This is a genomic window from Pseudomonas sp. CVAP#3, assembly GCF_018986375.1.
Classification (GTDB): Bacteria; Pseudomonadota; Gammaproteobacteria; order Pseudomonadales; family Pseudomonadaceae; genus Aquipseudomonas; species Aquipseudomonas helvetica.
This window is the reverse complement of record NZ_JAHMSC010000010.1, coordinates 18,097-36,773: the sequence shown is the minus strand read 5'-3', so window position 1 is coordinate 36,773 and position 18,677 is coordinate 18,097. Positions and strand designations below refer to the sequence as shown.

General features: G+C 58.4%; 21 protein-coding genes and 1 tRNA gene. 9 read left to right on the top strand and 13 right to left on the bottom strand.

Translation table 11 applies throughout. From position 1 onward, the window contains the following. The first annotated feature begins 25 nt into the window (after nucleotides 1-25). The gene (locus KRR23_RS17920) at nucleotides 26-1,138 is read left to right on the top strand and encodes an enoyl-CoA hydratase/isomerase family protein (RefSeq protein ID WP_216743578.1); all 1,113 of its coding nucleotides are present in this window, start codon (nucleotides 26-28) and stop codon (nucleotides 1,136-1,138) included. Nucleotides 1,139-1,191: 53 nt separating this feature from the next. Here KRR23_RS17920 and KRR23_RS17915 read toward each other — a convergent pair whose 3' ends face one another. After that, on the bottom strand, nucleotides 1,192-1,608 hold the full coding sequence (locus KRR23_RS17915; RefSeq protein ID WP_216743577.1) for a hypothetical protein: 417 nt from the start codon (nucleotides 1,606-1,608) through the stop codon (nucleotides 1,192-1,194). A gap of 248 nt (nucleotides 1,609-1,856) precedes the next feature. After that, a complete protein-coding gene (locus KRR23_RS17910; protein WP_216743576.1) occupies nucleotides 1,857-2,114 on the bottom strand; it encodes a hypothetical protein in 258 nt (85 codons plus the stop codon). A 239-nt stretch (nucleotides 2,115-2,353) separates the two neighbouring features. Here KRR23_RS17910 and KRR23_RS17905 point away from each other — a divergent pair, with 239 nt between their 5' ends. The 4 genes from KRR23_RS17905 (at nucleotide 2,354) to KRR23_RS17890 (ending at nucleotide 4,809) form a co-directional block, all read left to right on the top strand. After that, nucleotides 2,354-2,560, top strand: coding sequence for a cysteine-rich CWC family protein (locus KRR23_RS17905; RefSeq protein ID WP_216743575.1), 207 nt, complete (start codon nucleotides 2,354-2,356; stop codon nucleotides 2,558-2,560). 37 nt (nucleotides 2,561-2,597) lie between these two features. After that, nucleotides 2,598-3,290, top strand: a complete 693-nt coding sequence (locus tag KRR23_RS17900; RefSeq protein ID WP_216743574.1) for a pseudouridine synthase — start codon at nucleotides 2,598-2,600, stop codon at nucleotides 3,288-3,290. A gap of 312 nt (nucleotides 3,291-3,602) precedes the next feature. Beyond that, nucleotides 3,603-4,487 (top strand): alpha/beta fold hydrolase, encoded by an 885-nt coding sequence (locus KRR23_RS17895; RefSeq protein WP_216743573.1) that lies wholly within the window; start codon nucleotides 3,603-3,605, stop codon nucleotides 4,485-4,487. A gap of 248 nt (nucleotides 4,488-4,735) precedes the next feature. After that, nucleotides 4,736-4,809: transfer RNA gene (locus tag KRR23_RS17890), tRNA-Gly, on the top strand. Between the two features lie 252 nt (nucleotides 4,810-5,061). Here the strand turns inward: KRR23_RS17890 and KRR23_RS17885 are convergent. Genes KRR23_RS17885 through KRR23_RS17860 form a run of 6 tightly spaced genes read right to left on the bottom strand, consistent with a single transcriptional unit; the run spans nucleotide 5,062 to nucleotide 10,660 of the window. After that, entirely contained in the window at nucleotides 5,062-6,033 is a 972-nt protein-coding gene (locus tag KRR23_RS17885) for a fatty acid desaturase family protein (protein WP_253912158.1), read from the bottom strand. Then, complete coding sequence (locus tag KRR23_RS17880; RefSeq protein WP_216743571.1) at nucleotides 6,014-6,637, bottom strand: phosphatase PAP2 family protein; 624 nt, start codon at nucleotides 6,635-6,637, stop codon at nucleotides 6,014-6,016. Before KRR23_RS17880 ends, KRR23_RS17885 begins: the two co-directional genes overlap by 20 nt. A gap of 51 nt (nucleotides 6,638-6,688) precedes the next feature. Then, complete coding sequence (locus tag KRR23_RS17875) at nucleotides 6,689-7,783, bottom strand: hypothetical protein (RefSeq protein ID WP_216743570.1); 1,095 nt, start codon at nucleotides 7,781-7,783, stop codon at nucleotides 6,689-6,691. Further along, nucleotides 7,780-8,514: a diiron oxygenase gene (locus KRR23_RS17870; RefSeq protein WP_216743569.1), complete on the bottom strand. Its 735-nt coding sequence runs from the start codon at nucleotides 8,512-8,514 to the stop codon at nucleotides 7,780-7,782. The genes KRR23_RS17875 and KRR23_RS17870 overlap by 4 nt, the downstream gene beginning before the upstream one ends. Continuing rightward, nucleotides 8,511-9,545 (bottom strand): hypothetical protein, encoded by a 1,035-nt coding sequence (locus tag KRR23_RS17865; RefSeq protein ID WP_216743568.1) that lies wholly within the window; start codon nucleotides 9,543-9,545, stop codon nucleotides 8,511-8,513. The genes KRR23_RS17870 and KRR23_RS17865 overlap by 4 nt, the downstream gene beginning before the upstream one ends. 53 nt (nucleotides 9,546-9,598) lie before the next feature. Beyond that, complete coding sequence (locus KRR23_RS17860) at nucleotides 9,599-10,660, bottom strand: glycosyltransferase family 2 protein (protein WP_216743567.1); 1,062 nt, start codon at nucleotides 10,658-10,660, stop codon at nucleotides 9,599-9,601. Between the two features lie 401 nt (nucleotides 10,661-11,061). On the opposite strand from KRR23_RS17860, the gene KRR23_RS17855 reads away from it, so the two are divergent. Together KRR23_RS17855 and KRR23_RS17850 are read left to right on the top strand one after the other, a co-directional pair. Next, nucleotides 11,062-11,976, top strand: coding sequence for a hypothetical protein (locus tag KRR23_RS17855; RefSeq protein ID WP_216743566.1), 915 nt, complete (start codon nucleotides 11,062-11,064; stop codon nucleotides 11,974-11,976). Further along, nucleotides 11,957-12,532: a hypothetical protein gene (locus KRR23_RS17850; RefSeq protein WP_216743565.1), complete on the top strand. Its 576-nt coding sequence runs from the start codon at nucleotides 11,957-11,959 to the stop codon at nucleotides 12,530-12,532. Before KRR23_RS17855 ends, KRR23_RS17850 begins: the two co-directional genes overlap by 20 nt. 61 nt (nucleotides 12,533-12,593) lie before the next feature. On the opposite strand, the gene KRR23_RS17845 is transcribed toward KRR23_RS17850, so the two are convergent. After that, nucleotides 12,594-13,538: a hypothetical protein gene (locus tag KRR23_RS17845; protein WP_216743722.1), complete on the bottom strand. Its 945-nt coding sequence runs from the start codon at nucleotides 13,536-13,538 to the stop codon at nucleotides 12,594-12,596. Nucleotides 13,539-13,912: 374 nt separating this feature from the next. Between KRR23_RS17845 and KRR23_RS17840 the strand changes: the two genes are divergently transcribed. Continuing rightward, complete coding sequence (locus KRR23_RS17840) at nucleotides 13,913-14,182, top strand: hypothetical protein (protein ID WP_054596089.1); 270 nt, start codon at nucleotides 13,913-13,915, stop codon at nucleotides 14,180-14,182. Nucleotides 14,183-14,492: 310 nt separating this feature from the next. Further along, nucleotides 14,493-15,053 (top strand): magnesium transporter, encoded by a 561-nt coding sequence (locus KRR23_RS17835; protein WP_216743564.1) that lies wholly within the window; start codon nucleotides 14,493-14,495, stop codon nucleotides 15,051-15,053. Nucleotides 15,054-15,097: 44 nt separating this feature from the next. Here KRR23_RS17835 and KRR23_RS17830 read toward each other — a convergent pair whose 3' ends face one another. The 4 genes from KRR23_RS17830 to ctaD are packed head-to-tail and all read right to left on the bottom strand — an operon-like array spanning nucleotide 15,098 to nucleotide 18,633. Next, nucleotides 15,098-15,415: a cytochrome C oxidase subunit IV family protein gene (locus KRR23_RS17830; protein ID WP_216743721.1), complete on the bottom strand. Its 318-nt coding sequence runs from the start codon at nucleotides 15,413-15,415 to the stop codon at nucleotides 15,098-15,100. Nucleotides 15,416-15,448: 33 nt separating this feature from the next. Beyond that, the gene (locus KRR23_RS17825) at nucleotides 15,449-16,162 is read right to left on the bottom strand and encodes a heme-copper oxidase subunit III family protein (RefSeq protein WP_216743563.1); all 714 of its coding nucleotides are present in this window, start codon (nucleotides 16,160-16,162) and stop codon (nucleotides 15,449-15,451) included. 6 nt (nucleotides 16,163-16,168) lie between these two features. Next, nucleotides 16,169-16,861, bottom strand: coding sequence for a cytochrome c oxidase subunit 3 (locus KRR23_RS17820; RefSeq protein WP_216743562.1), 693 nt, complete (start codon nucleotides 16,859-16,861; stop codon nucleotides 16,169-16,171). After that, nucleotides 16,858-18,633 (bottom strand): cytochrome c oxidase subunit I, encoded by a 1,776-nt coding sequence (ctaD, locus tag KRR23_RS17815; RefSeq protein WP_216743720.1) that lies wholly within the window; start codon nucleotides 18,631-18,633, stop codon nucleotides 16,858-16,860. Before ctaD ends, KRR23_RS17820 begins: the two co-directional genes overlap by 4 nt. Nucleotides 18,634-18,677: the final 44 nt, after the last annotated feature.

Below are 18,677 nucleotides of genomic sequence, written 5' to 3'. Positions count from 1 at the left end.
GTTCAATTCAGTCATCGAGGTCAAAATGAATCTGCACTTCGAAGAACTCACCGGCACGGACGGCGCACGCATCGGTATCGCCAGCCTGGATGCCGAAAAATCCCTGAACGCCCTCTCGCTGCCGATGATCAGGGCCTTGAGCGATCAACTGGAGGCCTGGGCCAAAGAGCCACAGATTGTCTGCGTGCTGTTACGCGGTAACGGCGCCAAGGCGTTTTGCGCCGGCGGTGAAGTGCGCAGCCTGGTAGACGCCTGCCGAGCGCATTCCGGTGAAGTGCCGCCCTTGGCCGCACAGTTTTTCTCGGCGGAATATCGCCTTGATTTTCGCTTGCACACCTACCCTAAACCGCTGATCTGCTGGGGCCACGGATACGTTCTCGGTGGCGGCCTGGGGTTGCTGCAAGGCGCGAGCATTCGCATCGTCACCCCAAGCAGCCGCCTGGCCATGCCCGAAATCAGTATCGGCCTGTACCCGGATGTTGGCGCCAGTTGGTTTTTGTCACGATTACCCGGCAAGCTCGGCCTGTTTCTTGGCTTGACCGGCGCGCAGATGAACGCACGCGACGCCATTGACCTGGACCTGGCTGACCGCTTCTTGCTGGATGAACAGCAGGAGGAGCTCATCGAAGGTCTGCTGCAATTGAATTGGCAGGAGCAAACGCCAATGCAGCTCAACAGCCTGCTCAAGGCCTTGCAACAAGAAGCCGTCGGGAATATGCCCGAGGCCCAATGGTTGCCACGACGCCAGCAGATTGATGAGTTGCTGGATGTCAGCGATGTACGCTGTGCCTGGCGCGCCATCAGTCTGTTGCGCGATCACCGCGACTTGCTGCTGGCCCGTGCGGCAAAAAACCTGCACGAGGGCTGCCCACTGACTGCTCATTTGGTCTGGGAGCAGATCCAGCGTGCTCGGCACCTGTCATTGGCCGAGGTATTCCAGATGGAATACACCATGAGCCTGAACTGCTGCCGGCACCCGGAATTCAGCGAAGGTGTTCGTGCGCGTTTGATCGACAAGGACCAGAAGCCGCACTGGCATTGGCCGGACATCAACGCGATACCTGAAGCGGTCGTCCAGGCGCATTTTCATAAGGTCTGGGAAGGTCGACATCCGCTGGCGGATTTGTCGGGTTACTGAAATTTCAGGCATAAAAAAGCGGCACTGAATGCGCCGCTTGTTCGTTGCTAGGCCTAACGGTGGCCGTCCCAATTGCGGCGGCCATCGCGACCATCACGGTCACCCTGTCTGTCGTGATCACGCCCGTCACGATGCCCCCGATCATCCCATTCCCGGCGGCCATGGCCACCCTCTTCGCGATGACCCCAGCCATGGCGGTCGCGGTCATCCCAGCCACGACTCTGGTAAACGCGGTACTCGACTCGCGGTGGTGCCTGGTAGTAACGCGGCGCTGGCTGGTAATAGCGCGGCGCTGGCTCGTAGTAACGCGCAGGCGGTGCGGAGTAATAGGTTCCACCTCCGTAGTAATAGGCCGGCGCCGGCGAGGTATAGACCTGAGGGCCGTAATTACCGGGACCTTCGTCGTAATAGGGTACACAAGCAGAAAGCGTCAAACCCAATGAAGCGATAAGAAGAAGTCGACGATACATGGCGGCCTCCTGGACCGCGAATGAGCCATACCAGCGACGCTGGTCAGCGGCAGCCAATTCATCTGGCTGACGAAACATCTGACAGCAAAATAGGAATCTGGTGCGATTTAGAAACAAATTTAAGCAAGTAGCCGATAACGCTTCTCGACCGCAGGAAGCCGGCATGAAAAACGGCGCTTCCTTCACCAGAAAGCGCCGCGCAATTAGAGAAACCCAACACGATCAAAGCGGCTCTACTCGCCACCGTTTCAGTGATGCCCGTGATACCCCCCACCACCGTGATAACGCCCCCCATAACCGCCGTAGTGATAACCATGGTAACCACCGTAGTAATAGCGGGGGCCATAGTAGAAACCACAACAGTAGTAAGGCGCATAGTAACCGCCGTAGTAATACGGTGCCGGAGCCGCATACACCGCAGGACCGTAATAGCCTGGATCGACATAGTAATAACAGGCGGAAAGACTCAAACCCAGCAACGCACCAAGCAAGATTCGACGATACATGGCGGCCTCCTGGACCGCAGACAGCGCATACCAGCAACGCTGGTCGGCGTCAGTCGGAACACTGAGCGGCTGACATCTATTAAGACTCTGAAACAACCGCCAAGTGCCTCACCGCGCACGCCTTCAGATCGACGGCCAGACCACCTGCCCTGCACAGCCTGCTGTCACGCGCGCCCCAGACAATGTACCGTGCCAAATCAACCGTCATCGAACCTGCACAGAAGTGCCCCATTCCAGCCATGAAAAAACCTGACCTCTGCCCGGCCTGCGGCGCCAGCAACGATTGCAGCCTGGCCGACCCGCGAACCGCCGACCAGGCCTGCTGGTGCTACGCCGTGGTTATCGACCCGGCAGTGCTGCTGGCGTTGCCCGCCGAACTGCGCGACCAGTCGTGCCTGTGCCCGAGCTGCGCTCAAGTCGAGTCGCAGCTGCAAGCAGCCCTATAGGGTAAGATGCGCGCCCTTTTCCGATCTGCCGACCGTCATGCGCGTTGACCGCTTCCTCAGCAACCTGCCCCGTTTCAACCGCAAACAGGTGCGCCTGCTGCTGGTCGAACGGCGGATCAGGGTCGACGGGCAGATCGTCAGCGATCCGCACTTCGAAGTGCGCGAGTTCAGCCGTGTCGAGTGCGACGACGAAGTGCTGCAAGCCGGCAAACCACCGCGTTACTTCATGCTGCACAAACCGCCGGGTTGTGTCAGCGCCACTCGCGACCCGGAACACCCGACCGTCCTCGACCTGATCCTTGAACCTGACAAGGATGACCTGCACATCGCCGGGCGTCTGGACTTCAACACCACCGGGCTGATGCTGATCACCAACGACGGATCCTGGTCGCGGCGCCTGACCCAACCGCAGACCAAGCTGCCGAAGGTCTACTACGTCGAAACCGAACAGCCGATAACGCCAGAGTACGCACAGACCTTCGCCCAGGGCCTGTACTTCGCCTTTGAGGATCTCACCACCCAGCCCGCCGAGTTGGTGCTGCTGGGCGAAAAATCTGCACGGTTAAGTATCGTCGAAGGCCGTTATCACCAGGTGAAACGGATGTTCGGCCACTTCGATAACAAGGTCTTGCGCCTGCACCGCGAACGCATGGGGCCGCTGGTACTCGACGACGCATTGAGACCGGGTGAGTACCGCCCGTTGAGCGCCACAGAGATCCAGCTGATCTGAAGCAAGCGACCGCTGAGCAGATGCTGTCGAACAATTTACGAACTGCACTTGCGCGATGGCCACTCCCCTGCTTGAATCAGGACGTCGGCCGAAATGTGACCGGCAAGTCATAACATACTTCTAAGAAACTTTTTGTCGGCAGAGAGCCTCGCAGATTCCACCTCTCCCGACAGACTGCCCGCCAATAACAATACCCGTCGACCAGCCTTCACCGGATCGACATGGGCTCAAAAATTCCAGGCGTATGCCTACCTGTCACAAAGCTCGTGCAATCTCATTGCGCGCATACCCGCTTGCCAGGAGTCTTACGACATGAGGCCAGAAATCGCTGTGCTGGATATACAAGGTCAGTACCGGGTTTACACGGAGTTCTATCGCGCAGACGCCGCAGAGAAGACCATCATTCTGGTCAACGGCTCGATGGCCACGACTGCATCGTTTGCACAAACCGTGAAAAACCTGCACCCGCAATTCAACGTGGTGTTGTACGACCAGCCCTACGCGGGCAAGTCAAAAGCCCACAATCGGCATGAGAAAATGCTCACCAAGGAAGTCGAAGGGCAGATCCTCCTTGAGCTGATCGACCATTTTGCCGCGGAACACGTGATGTCATTCTCGTGGGGTGGCGCAGCCACCATGATTGCTCTGGCACAGCGCCCGCGCCGGATCGAAAAAGCCGTGATCAGTTCGTTCTCGCCAGTGGTCAACGAGCACATGCGCGATTACCTGGAGCGCGGTGTCGACTACCTCGGCAAGCTCGACCGCGACCGTGTCGGCCATCTGGTCAACAACACCATCGGCAAGCACCTGCCATCGCTGTTCAAACGCTTCAACTATCGCCACGTCAGCACCTTGGCCGAACACGAATACGGGCAAATGCATTTCCACATCAGCCACGTGCTCAACAGCGATCGCCTGTGCTACTTCAAGGCAGCCAAGCAAATCAACGTGCCGGTGCTGTTCATGAACGGTGAATGGGACGAATACACCGCTGCCAGCGATGCCCACCTGTTCGCCAGCCATGTGCAACACAGCACATTCAGCACCATCCGGGCCACCGGGCACTTTCTCGACATGGAGCACAAAGCCGCCTGCCGAGACAGCCGCCATGCACTGCTGGGTTTCCTGAAACCGGCTCATCATGAAGGCCGAACGCGCTCCCACTTCACCCAGGACCACCATGCACTGGCCATTTGAAACAGCGTCCTCGCGAGCAACCTCGTCTTCCTAGGTACATGCACTACTTGCCGGAACGAGGCTTGCCCGCGACAGACCGCAACACGCTTTCAAACCCTGCGTACCACCGCCATCGCCAGCGCTGAGCCCAGCGGCCGACGAGACATGCCCCTGCCCGTCCGAACCTGCAAAAACTCACGTAAACACAGATCCGCCAAAGAAAAACTTCAAATCCCCGGCCACATCTGGTACAAAGTCAGCCGCTCTGAGCGGGTGTCGTATAATGGCATTACTCCAGCTTCCCAAGCTGATAACGAGGGTTCGATTCCCTTCACCCGCTCCACTATTTTCAAGGCCTCCAGCGGTATCGAGGTAGCGTCAAGCGGGACTGGTCACAGTTTCGGTGACAGTTACCCCATTTGCGTGGATGCGCCAGCCTGGCACCCTCCCCCTCCCCCGTGCAATTCCCCGTTTTCGGTTACCAATTGATCCCATACGTCCCAAGTCAACGAAAAAAGCACTTAAGCTCATTTGCTGTCCCAATCTCATGATCCACCGTCTCGGTCGCTCGGCGTCTTGATACGACCAGGAAGAGTCAGCGTGCTGGCGATTTCAGTGTCGGATAGCTGACATCCCGCAGCACCTCGATGTAGCTTTTATAGAGATTCTCGGCAGTCAGCAGCTGCCGCGCCGCCAGTTGCTGATGAGCGCTGCGCAAATGGTAGAAAGGCATGCGCACATAGAGGTGATGCTCGATGTGGTAGTGGATGGAATGGGGACCGAACACAAAGGTCTGCCAGTTCGGGCGCACGATGCTGCGGGCGTTCTGGCTCTGGTCATCGTTGGCCGGTAGGCCGGCGTGCTCCATTATCGCTCGGACGCGCCCCATCAAGGGCAGCAAGGTAATGGCCGGCAGCAACCACAAGCCGGGGTAGAGCCAGGGGTGGCCGCATCCGCTCAGCAGGGCGAACAGTAAGCCGTTGCTGGTCAGCATTGAAAATACTTCCCAAAGCGCATGACCAGTGGATTTATCGACCTTGGGCATGATCGCGCGGTAGTCGCCCCGGGCAAACTTGAAGGCACTGATGACGTAGCCCACCCCAGACAAATCAGCCAGTAGCCGCGTGGCCAGCCTGCCCCGAGGCAGCGGGTAATCCCCCAAGCCAAAGACCGCGACCACCGGGTCGTCATGCTGCATCGGTTGTCGATGATGCTTCAGGTGACCGGCACGGTAGGTTTGCAGGGAAAGAAACAACGGGCCCGCGGCAAACAATTGCCCGATCAAGTCGTTCAGTTTCTGCCGGCGCAGCAGCACGCCATGGGCGCTCTCATGCATGATCACCGCCAGCGCCAACTGGCTGCGGGCAATGATCAGCGCCGCCAGCAGGTAGGTGACGGGGTGCGGCCAGAGCGCGACAAAGGCAAACGACGCGGCGATCAAGCCCCAGTCGGCCAGCAGCGCCAGCAAGCTGATCCAGGGTTTGAGTACGAACAGCTTAGCGGCGGGGACAAAGGCATTCAGCGCCCGATTGTCTCCGGCATGGGATTTAGGCTGGGACACGGGCATTGCTTCCTTGTCGTTGGGTGGCCAGGGCGCATGCCAGGGCCAGCAGCACACCGCCTGCGACATCGATCAGCGTGTGCTGTTTGAGGGTCAAGGTCGACAGGCAGATAAGCAGGCCCGTGATCCCGGTCAGCCATTTATAGTGACGAGACCAGAGCGCGCGGCAGGCCAGGCAGGTCACCGCCACATGCAGGCTGGGGCAGCCATTGGACGCCAGGTCCAGCTGCCACAGCCGGCTCAGTCGCTGGCGCAAAAAGGCGTTGTCGATCGAGCCGATATCGGGCCTGGGCACGTATTCGGGGAACAGCCAGAAGCACAGGATGGCGACACCAAAGGCAATCCCGGTGGCGTTCTTGAAGGCCCTGAAAGCGTTGGCGCTGACGTAGGCCGCCGCCAGCAGCACAAAGGGAAAGAACAGCACATACGCCCACCACGATTGCGCAATGAACGGGATCAGTTCATCCAGCGGCGTGACCCAACTGTAACGCGGCGTAATCACCCGCTGCAGACCACAGAAAATGCTCAGGCCCAGCAGCAGCCCAAGGAGCGCAACTAGCGCCTGTCGATAATTGGGACTCGGGGTCAGGCTCTGCAAGGGGTTGCCCATGGCTGCTCGCTTACGGGATGCATGAGTGTATGACGGCCCACAGCGGCACATTCACAGGTTGAGCAAGCAGCTGACCCAGGCGTCGATCCGCGCCTGGGCGCGCTCCCTGCCTGGCGCACCTGTAGGCTCAGGCGCGGCAGCTGCGGTCAGTTGCACCGCCGCCTGGGCCACCTGTCGCTGAAAGTCACCGGCGTCGCCGCGCCAGGTCACCACACGGTGCAGCAACTGCAACTGAGCGGCGCGCGCAGCATTGGTGGCCTGTTCGGGCTGGTCGCTGAGGACCAGGATAATCGGTCGCTGATAGACCCGGGCGATGGACAATGCGGCCATGCCCGGTGCAGACACTATCAGTTGCGCCTGCGCCGCGCGACTGGCCCAGAGCGGGTCGACCCCGAGCCAGTCACTGCACCCCCCGTAGCCCTCACCCACCAGGTGCGCACCCAGGCCGGCATCGCCCAGGCCCGCACTCAAGGCATCGGCCAGGCTGGGCTCGCTGAAGTGTGGATTGAGGTACACCGCAGCGCCAGCGGCGGCCTGTCCTGGCAACTCGGCGGCCAATGCCACCGGGGTCGGCAAGCGATACAGCATCGGCGCCTTGGCGTCGTCGACTTCATAGGCAAAATCATGCTCGATGCGGGCCCGCGCCGCGTCTATCTGGCGGCCGACAATCCAGCCGAACAGCCGTCCGAACCAGCGTGGCGACATGCCTTCGAAATTGTTGAGCAGCGCCACCTTGAGGCTCGCCCCGTACACGTGCACGATCTTGCGCCGCCATCCCGGCAGCATGCCCATGTACAGCAACGCCGGGTGAAAGGAGTCGTTGATCACCAGATCCGCGCTGCGCAGTCTGCGCCCCAGGCGGATGATATCCCGCAGCATCCGGCCAGGGCGAAACAGGTAATGCGCGACATTGCGATTGGTGGCCTGGCGCAGCATGTTCTGCTCGCTGTCAAACTGCACCGCATAGTGCTGGGAGAGGAGTTCGGCCTCGATGCCGAAGTGTTGCAGAAAGCGCTGCCCCTGCTCCGAGGTGGTCAGCACTTCGACCTGCGCCCCCGCCTCTCGCAGGGCATGCACCAGTAACTGCGCGCGCATCAAGTGGCCGCGGGCATCGGCGGTAGCCAGATAAAGAATGCGTGAGCTCATCGGGCAGCACCGCCCACGCCGCCAAGCATCCAACCGGCGACGTACATCGCCAGCGCGCCGGTAACGCCAAAACTGGAGTCGACGGTGCGAATGTCTTTCAGCAACAGGGCCAGGTGCGCCAGTTCATGGGGGGCAACGATGCGCCGCAGCGTGTTCTCGCACAACCGTACGTGAGCTTTCTCGTCGGCCAGAACCCGTGACAAAAGCGGGTACAGCCTGTGCTCGGTACCTATGACCGTGCAGTGGCGACTCAATACTCGCTCGGCCATCTGCTCGGCACAGAGTCCGGTGGCGTAGGCCGGCACCAGCAGGCCATGCTCGAAATGTGCCGCGTAGCGATGCGCCAGGCGTTGCCAGCGCAAGATCTTGCGCCGGCTGAGCCAGTCCGGCTCCAGGCGGGTTGCGCCGTCATCGCCAAGAACGCGCAAGGCTTCGGCAAACAGCGTCACGTGTCGACGCTCATCGGCCAAGTGCTGTTCGACCTGACGTTCGAGCCAGGGCGGCGACTGCGGCAGCAGCTCTTCCAGCAGCGTGCGTTCGGTCGCGTCTTCGCCGGCCAGGTACATGCGCAACAACAACCGTTCCGCACGCGGGCTGCGGTGCAGGCGTAGCAGCGCGGCGCGCTTGATGCTATCCACCAGGCGCACTTGCAACGCACCCAGGCCCTGGGCCTTAGGCATGCTTAGGCAACTGAAGCCCGTCTCGGTTGTGGCAGGTTCGCCCACACTCATTGCGCGGGCTGCAGGGCAGTGTCGGTAGCCGCGGATGCCGTCGTCGCTTGCGGGCTGTGGCGCCAGGCCAAGATCATGCCGATAAAGCTGTCGCGCATAAAGGCGGAGCCAGACGCGTAGGCCGCGGGGAAGCTTTCTTCACGACCGTTGTAACGCAGGTAACCCTTACCGTTCACGGCGCCCAGCTCCAGGGTGTCGCGCTTGTTCAAACCGCGCTGGCGCACGTCCTTGAGCAGCGGGCTGTCTTCAAGACCAAACACAAACAGTTGGCGCTGTACCACCCACACCGGGATCTGGCTGCTCAGGGCCTGCAGGTTAAGGCTCCAGGTCCCCTTTTCCGGTAACTGATCCAGCTCGGCATTGCCCAGTTGCTCCGAGGTAAAGCTGGCGCGCATCAGTGATTTCGACACACGCCCGACGCCAAGGGCGATAGTGATGTCGTCGGCGGCCGGGTTGTGCGCATCGCTGGGGCGCACCACCACGAAATAGCTGGCCACCCGCGCGGCGATTGACGGCTGCGCCAATACATCTCGCGCCTGCTCGGCGGTGAACAGCAAACGTTCGCTGGCGCCTTCGCGGACGCTGATCTGATAAGGGTCAAGGACGATGTCACCGAACTTGCCGCGCACCGGCGAGTGCACGTAGGTGTCGGACTTCCACACCTTGCCCGAGCGCCGCAGCAGCACATGCAGGCTCAGGGGCACACGCTGGCCATCAGCGGCGATGCCACTGCCGTGCAGCAGGACGTCGCCAATCACGGTTTTGCTGTCGTGACTGGCAGCGGCGCCAATCACGATGGCGTGGGATTGGGGGTCGACGCTGGCATGGGCGTCCGCCACATCCAGGGCGATGCGGTTGCAGTTGCGATCAATGCTACTGGTGGCGGCTGCAGCACAACCACTGTTCGAAGCAAAGTGATACACCCCGCGACCGCTGAACTCGGAGAGCGCGGCATTGGCCTGACCGCTCAGCGCCAGCAATGCCAGGCACACCACGGAGTAGCCGAATGAGGTAAGCGAACATGTTTTCATGAGGACTTCCTGTGGGCACGCTGCCTGCGTGCGAAGATACGGCGCTACGCGGATCAATCCAGGTTGCGGTGATAAGACAGCGCCTCACTGTGACGGGCGCTCGCGCGACCGGCGTTGATACCCAAGCCATGGACCACCGCGCCAGCGGTGTCGAGCAACGATATGGCGATCACGATTGCCGCCGCGGCAAGGCGCCGTACCCCGCGCAGAGGCGGCAGGTCTTGATGGTTGAGGGCGCGCAGGCTGTAGCCCAATCGCCCGACCATCACGCACAAAGGCCCGATAGGACCGCTGCGCCCGAGCCATTGCAGCCAGCCCGGCATATAGGCGCGTACCAGATACGGCGTAAGGTCGACACTGTCGCCGCCCCTGAGCCAGCGCAGCTTGACCACTTCGCCATGGCTGTCGGGCAGCCGATGCTCGGTATGCGCGCCTGACGCATAGACAACCGCCACGCCCGCGGCTTGCAGGCGTAGGCCCATGACCTGGCAATGGGCGCGGTAGACGCCATCGAGCGGCTCGTAGCGGTACTGCTCGAAGGTGTCACAGCGAAAGGCCACGTTGTTCGCATAAAAGTTACGCGTGGCGCCTTGGCGCAGGGGGCTGGGGAAGTACATGAAGTCGATGGCGGTCAGCGCAGTGCCGGTGACGCTCGGCGCATAACTGGTGCGCCCCGCGACCGCCAGCGGCGCGTCGGACTGTGCAAAGGGTGCGAGCAATTGCTCCAGCCAATGGGCACAGGGAATGCAATCGGCATCGGCAAAGACCACGTACTGGCAGCGCGCCTGGTCGACACCGTCGAAGCCGACATTCTTGGCATCGTAGTAACCGGTGAGGGCATCGATTTCGACGAAATCCAATGCCCGCCCGGCCAGTACACACAGCGCTTGGCGCGCCTGCAGATCAAGGCCATCGTGGGTGATGACCCACTGGGCAAAAGACTGGGGTGACACACTTTGCCGGGCAAGCCGGGTGATCAGACGCTTGAGGCTGCTCAGGCCCTCCACAGCATCCTTGCCACCGCGCAGATTGTTAGTCTCCAACACCAGCGCCGTATTGGCGACTATACCGTCCAAGCGCTTGAGCATGTCGTCGTTGGGAGGCAGCACAGACATCCTGGTTGTCGTTTCTTCACTATCCATTTCAATGCATCTCTGAAAAAGGCAAAGTTGCTCGCCGGCCTTGTTTGCCCAGTGTGACAAGCAGCTCGGGGTGTCGCGGGCGCAATCACAGCATTACTCTTGAGACGATGCAAACACGGACTTCGCCGGCCCATGCTCCCGTGCCCGCCCCGCTCATCGACAGCGGGTTTCCGTAGTCAGTTGAATTGGTGCTTGGCCCACACGGCGGATGCTGATTCGTTGCGCGAGAATGCTACACCAGGCCAAGCTTAACCATCGCTGCCCACTAAGCAAAGACATGGCTCAAAGCCGGCCTTTGCCCATGCTCCCGAAATGGCTATTCTTCTTCGTTCTAAGTAAAGGATTGCTGAAGCTTTTTTATTTCACCAAGGACGATGAATGATTCCCTCTGCTCGCTTGGGCGACACACACGCTTGCCCATTGCCTGGACACGGCACTACACCGATTACCCGCCGGAACCTTCTGAACCGAAGACACCCGAATTGATCGCCGTTGCCGGTAGTCAGCATGACGAATCTCCTGCCAATAAGATGATGTTCATTGCCCAAGCCGTGCGCCAGTTGGCTGAGTTCAAACGAGACAAACCGAATATGAAACGGACACTGGTGATCTTCACACCGTTTTATACCGAGAGCATGCTCAGTGCAGCACGAAAGTCTGCGCAGGAATACAGCAGTGGTTTAGTTACCGTGACGGATGCCGGGGGACTGATTAATTACCTCAACACCGGGAAAGATCGGAGCCAGTCACCTATCGAGCATCTGGCCGTCTTCAGCCATGGCGTACCGCAAAGTGTGGCCTTCGGGTATCAACTTTCGGAGGGGGATTCGATGGCTCTCGATGTGTTGAATTACGAGCGGATTTCGCCTTTGGCTTTCTCAAGCTCCGCGCGGATCGACAGTTACGCCTGCCGAACGGGTATGGGTAATAAGCCGGATTACCGGATTGAGGAAGTGATTCAGTTTTTTCCACAGACCAATGAAAGTCTGGCTCAGCTGTTGGCTAATCACCTGGGGATTAAGGTCGGTGCCTTTGTTCGTCGATCTGATTACAAAAATACCTGGGGCACGTTTGAGGAGCGTCAAAAGGGCAAGCTTTGCACGCTCACTGATAACGCAGCGCCTTCGAGTAAGTGGTGCACAAAATGGGATCAGTTGAACACAGAACGAAAACGCTCCAAACGTAATAACAATTTTACTTATCAGTCGGTTGGTGCAATCAACCCGGTGATTTCAGGCGATACACCGTTGGCTTTGCCCGGAGGTTTCTTTGAGTTTTCGCCAGAATAAAGGGCGGTTGCTTGCTCTGATTATTGCGTTTGGTGTGCTGTTGGTCGTTGGCAATTATGGGTTCAAGATCATGACGAGTATTTACAAACAGGATGATGGCAATGGTGTCGTTGTCTATGCCGATGACTACGTGAAAACGGGTCAATGGGTTTTCGACTGCCTAAATTCACGGCTGATCAATCGTAAGCCGCTGCCAGTGCCGTTTGCTGACCTAGAGAAGACCGGCAAGCTCGCCATTGGTAGTGCCTATCTGAAGGAAGAGGATAAGCAGCCAGCGCGGGAGGCTCTGCGTGCGATTACAGGCGTTCGTGACTGGTATCGTGGCCTTCGTTATCTTTATTCGGGCTTGGATGACGAAAGCAATGTGCGCTCGCACACGTTCGATTTGGTTGCTAGATATGCCAATCGGTCTTGGGCGCTGAGGGTTGAGCAGTGGATTGGATACGATGGGAAATCCGTCTTCACCGTGACGCCGCTGCCGTATGATCCCGCTACCTATGTTGACTACAACCGGGCACTTCAGGATGCATCAACAAGCTGTCCAGTACGCCAGTAAAAAATACTCAGAACTTGGCTCAACTGCTTGAGCTCAATGCCCGCCAATAGGCGGGCGTTTGCTATCCAGTGATGGTTTTCATCTTCCCGGCCAGCTGTTTGGCTGACCCTGCCGCAGCCGTGAACGCGCCAGCATTGTCGGGCGGCGACGTTGGCCCGTGTGTATGCCCAGCCAACTGATTGTTCATCTGCTCCACCAGATCGAGCAAATCACATAGCACCTGCAACACGTTTACCCCGCTCGATCCGATCCAGGTCTTCGGCGCCTCCAGCCGCTGACTGACTTTGGCCACGCTCTTACGCAGCCCCTGAATCCGTTCCTGCATGTCACCACCCACCGTGGCGTTGTGCTTCTGTCCCACCACCAGGTTCAAATCGCGGCCGGTGGCCTGGTGCAGATCATCCACGGCCGCCAGGCTCGCCGATCCGCCCGACAACAGCTTGAGCGCACCCAGGGCTTTGATTTTCTTGATCCCGCCCACTGACTCGGTTGAGTGATCGTCAATTGTCTGGGTGTGGTTCTGGAACGGCTCGCGGTTCTCCAGCGCCTCAACCTCGCGCTCAATCGCCTTGTCTGTGATCTTGCCGTCGGCCTGGCGCAGCCAGTTGCCATCGGCGTCGACGCGTTGCTGGGCGGCCTCGCTGTATTGCCAGACCTGATCGCCTTTCGGCACCTTGGGCATGCTCAAGCCGTGAGGCAGGATCGTCTGGATGCAGGGCTTGTTCGGCAGACCATAGGCAAAGCACACCACGACCTGAGTGCCCTCCTCCGGAAAGGCATACATACCCATTTCCTCGCCACCGGTGGGCAGTGGCAACGCGGGGGCGGGCTCGCCGTCTGGTCCCAGTACCTCGATATCGACCGCGTAGCGCGGCCGGAAGTCGTCGCAGATCCCGGCGCTGGCGGGCGCGTCAGCCACGGCAATGACGCGGGCAAAGAGTGGCAGATGGTTGCCGCCGGTGAGTTCGGGGAATTGCCGTTCTACGCTGTGGCGGATTAACGCCAGCCAAATTCAGTGTCGCCCCCCCATTTACTGGTGGCACAAAGAAGCCAATTTCCGAAAAGGCAATGTCCCACACGACACTGGGAATTGTCCGTACACTTGCGCATTGCTGTGCATTTGCAACGAGGCCTATAGTCGAGCCGGCGCCAAAATGGCGCTTCGGGTTTGGCGACTCGATGCCAATGTACAAAAGCCTCCGATCAGTTTTCGGAGCACTTTAAAGCACTTAGCTGCCTGCTTTTTGGTAGCTGTGCGCGGGAGATCTTCGGGTCTGCCGGGTTGTCCATTGTCCGGTTCGCCAACCTGCGTACAGCTGCCACCCTTTTCGTTTGGCGACGATTGAGTGGTAGACCTCTTATCTCAATGGAACTCTACTCATGAATGAATACATGGCCTTAACCAGCAACGCCGACGACCTACCCTCCCTGTTCGTCAACACCACTCAACCGCTGCATTCACTGCTCAGCACGGCCAGTTACAGAATCCGAGCCGTGACGCAGATTCTTGAAAACCTCGCGATGCGGGGAGACATCACCACTGACTCGGTCATTCTCAGCGACTTCGCATTGCTCTGCTGCATACCTTTGCGCGACGGTTGCGATGTGCTGGATGTGATTGCGCGACGCATGGATGCAGAACCGTCCTGACGTCACAAGGGGGCGCTGTTTCGGCGCCCCTTGTGTTCTATAGACCAAGTGTTGCACTAGCTGTGCATCGGAAGATCCGCCATGTCGCCGCCGTTGCATCATTCGCAACCTCTTGACCCAATCACACCAGGCCCTAACGCCGCACCCAGAGCTTGATACTGAAATTCACGCATGCTAGCGAATGCTATACTTCTTTCGAATTGCATGAAGTCTGCAACGTCCCCTACCGCTACAGATACCGACTGCAAATCTCAGTTAACGGCTGCAGGACAGAGGAGGTCTACAGCAAGCACGAGATGGGAGGTGTGGTATGAATCGGCACTATTACATCAGTGACAATCTCGACGATCTTGAAACCGTTGAAAATGAATTGGAAGCCAACGGCATCAATACCGAACAAATTCATGTGCTCAGTGAAGAAGTGGCTGATGTTGAAGAGCATCACCTCCACGAAGTTAACTCGTTAATGAAACAAGACACTGTTCACTCTGGCGAGATTGGTGCAGTGATCGGTGTGCCACTCGCGGCGCTGGTCCTGGGTGGCGCCTATTGGCTGGGCTGGACCGAATCCGCCGCAGGCTGGATGCCTTTTATCTTCCTGGCGATTGTTATCGCGGGCTTCTCCATCTGGGAAGGCGGTTTTTTTGGTATCCAGGTGCCAAACACGCACTTCCGCAGTTTCAAACAGGTGGTAGACGAGGGCAAACATATCTTTTTCGTGGATGTTGAGCCGGATCAGGAATCGGTACTGGACCGGGTTATCGAACATCATCCAAGACTGAAGATCGCCGGCATGGGAACGGCAGCCCCCCACTGGACAGTCGCCTGGCAGCACAAATGGCATCAGTTCAAGCGAGTGATATCGGGTTAGCCCCGCAGGCTTGAGGGCGTCCGGAAGTGCCATCCGGACGTCGCTTACTGGCCGAAGAAAATCACCCGGCTGAGGAACACATAATCAGCCTCGGTGGCCATCAGTCCGACGAGTACCAGTAAACACAACGGTGGCACCAATATGGCATAGACCATGGCCAACCGTTCCCAGGCCATGTGCATGAAGACGGAGACAATTAAACCTGCCTTCAACAACATGAGCGTGATGATCAAGGACCACCGGAGGTAGCCCTGGAAGTGAAAATAGTCGACAAGATACGACAGCGTGCTGAGGACGAATAACAGCCCCCAGATTTTCAGGTACAAACTGATTGGATGTTGCTGACCCTGGGCATGCGCCATCATCAGTGCTCCTCTTCAGAACCTGTTCACGACCTACCATAAATAGAAGAAAGCAAAAATAAACACCCACACCAGGTCCACGAAGTGCCAGTAAAGCCCGGCTATCTCGACGATCTGATAGTTTCCGGAGCGCTCATAATCTCCGCGTAATACTTTCATCGCCACAATGCTGAGGTAGATGACGCCGACTGACACATGCAGCCCGTGGAAGCCGGTAATCATGAAAAAGCTGGCGCCAAATTGCGCCGCCCCCATGGGGTTCCCCCAGGGACGCACCCCTTCTGCGATGAGCTTGCTCCATTCAAATGCCTGCATGCTGACGAAGGTCACACCGAAGGCTGCTGTCGCCAGCATCAGGGCAGCGGTTTTCGCGCGATCATGGCGATAGGCGAAATTGACTGCCATGGCCATGGTGCCGCTGCTACTGATCAGCACAAAGGTCATGATGGCGATCAGAATAAGCGGGATTTCTCTACCGCCGATCGTCAATGCGAACACTTCACTGGGGTTCGGCCAAGCGCTGGTGATCGTCATGCGTACCGACATGTAGCCGGTTAAAAAACAGGTAAATACAAACGTATCGCTGAGCAGGAATATCCACATCATCGCCTTGCCCCAAGGCACCTGCCTGAAAGCCTCTCTGTCCGAGGCCCAGTCGTTGGCGATGCCCTGCCATCCCGTTGCAGGCGGCGAGCTGGGTGGGTTGGATGAACTGGACTCGACTGGGGCTAGCGGGTGCGATGCCATGGCTTTTCACCTCAGGCCGCAGAATCTGGCAATGGCTTCATAGGTTGCCGGCGTACTGGTCAGCAGCGCGAATAGCACGAACCAAAGACCCAGTAAGTAATGCCAATAGATGGCACAGAGCTCTACGCTGGCGCTGAGTTGCGGCAACGGCACGTGATGCAGGAATTTAGCGACGGTTCTGCTCCAGGCGATCAGCCCGCCCAGCAGGTGGAACCCGTGCAGGCCGGTCAACAGGTAGAAGAAACTGTTGGCCGGATTACTGGCGACAAAGTAGCCCCAGGCGACAAACTGCTGCCAGACCCAGAGTTGTCCTGTCAAAAAGGCAACTGCAAATACGCCCCCCACTGCAAAGCCAATGACTGTTGCGTCCAGTCGCCCCTGTCGGGCGGCCATACGCGACCACTGCAGTGCGATGCAGCTGAATACCAGAAAAGCCGAATTCAGCCATAGCTGCCATAGATTGGCTAACGGCGCCAAGGGCTCCGTCAGGGGTTGCCAGTCGGCCATTTGCGAGCGTTCGATAAAGGCAACCAAGAAGATAAAGAATAACGAACTCACCACGGCCAGAAACAAGCGCAGGCCGACTCTTGCGTTTTGGATTCTATCGGCAGCCTCAGCGGCCTGAATATCCTCAGGACCACCACTCCAACTACCGCCGGGGTCAGCACCGTCGGCGTTTCTCAATAGCAGCCTGTTCATGTCTTAACGTCCGCAATACTGGCTCCGGCACTGAGTTGCCGCATCTGCTCCAACGCCTCGTCGGAGACCGTTTGCGGAACGAAATCCTGGTCTATTCCCGGCATGCTGTAGTCATAGGCCCAGCGATGCACGACCGGCAGCTTCGCGCCCCAGTTACCGTGTACCGGCGGGGTGTTCGGCGTTTGCCATTCCAGACTGGCCGCGCCCCAGGGGTTACTGCCTGCGGGCTTGCCTTTGAAAGTGCTCCAGGCCAGGTTGAACAGGAACAGCAGTTGGGAAACGCCGACGATCAATGCGACCACCGTAATGAAAGAATTCAAGTCTTGCGCCGACTGCGGGATGAACGCGTAGTTGTCATAGGCGTAGTAGCGGCGTGGCATGCCCTGGAAACCCAGGTAGTGCATGGGAAAGAAGATGGCGTAGGTGCCGAGAAAGGTAATCCAGAAATGCAGCTTGCCGAGGATGTCGTTCGTCATCCGCCCGGTTACTTTCGGGAACCAATGATAAATGCCGCCGAACACCACCAGTACCGGTGCGACCCCCATGACCATATGAAAATGGGCCACGACGAAATAGGTGTCCGAGAGCGGAATATCCACGATCACATTGCCGAGAAACAACCCGGTCAGACCGCCGACCAGAAAGGTGACGATAAAGGCCAGGGCAAACAGCATCGGTACGGTCAGATGAATGTCGCCCCGCCACAGGGTCAGAATCCAGTTGTAGACTTTCAGTGCGGTCGGCACCGCGATGATCAAGGTGGTGGTGGCGAAGAAAAAGCCAAAGTAGGGGTTCATTCCGCTGACATACATATGGTGAGCCCAGACCACAAAACTGAGCACGCCAATCGCAATAATGGCCCACACCATCATTCGGTAGCCGAAGATACCTTTACGCGCATGCGTGCTGATCAAGTCGGAGACCAGACCAAACGCCGGGAGAGCAACGATATAGACTTCCGGGTGGCCGAAGAACCAGAACAGATGCTGGAATAATATCGGGCTGCCACCTTGGTGATCGAGCTGCTGCCCCAGCGAGATGATCGCCGGCATAAAGAAGCTGGTGCCCAACAGCTTGTCGAACAGCGTCATGATCGCACTGACAAACAACGCCGGGAAAGCCAGCAAGGCCATGATCGAGGCCATGAAGATTCCCCATACGGAGAGCGGCATGCGAAACAATGTCATGCCGTGCGTGCGCGCCTGCAACACCGTGGTGACGTAGTTCAACCCGCCCATGGTGGTAGCGACGATAAAAATCGCCAGTGAGACGAGCATCAGTACGATGCCCCACTCGGTCCCCGGTGTCCCCTTGGTAATGGACTGTGGCGGATAGAGCGTCCAGCCCGCACCGGTGGGGCCGCCAGGAACAAAGAAACTGGCGAGCAACACCAGTACCGCGAGCAGGTAGGTCCAGTAACTCAGCATGTTGACGTAGGGGAAGACCATGTCACGGGCCCCCACCATCAGCGGGATCAGATAGTTGCCGAAGCCACCGAGAAACAAGGCCGTCAGCAAATAAATGACCATGATCATGCCGTGCATGGTCATCGCTTGATAGTAAGTACTGGCGTCCATGAACCCCAAACTACCGGGGAAGCCTATCTGCAAGCGCATCAAGTCGGACAACACCACGGCGATGATGCCCACGAATATAGCCGTCAAGGAATATTGAATGGCGATGACCTTGTGGTCCTGACTCCAGATATATTTGGTCAGGAAACTTTTGGGCTCGTGCAGTGCTTCTGTTTCGGCTTGCTCCGCATAGGCCATCACGTCATCCTCCAACTGAAGTTTCGGTGTATCGCTGGCTGCTT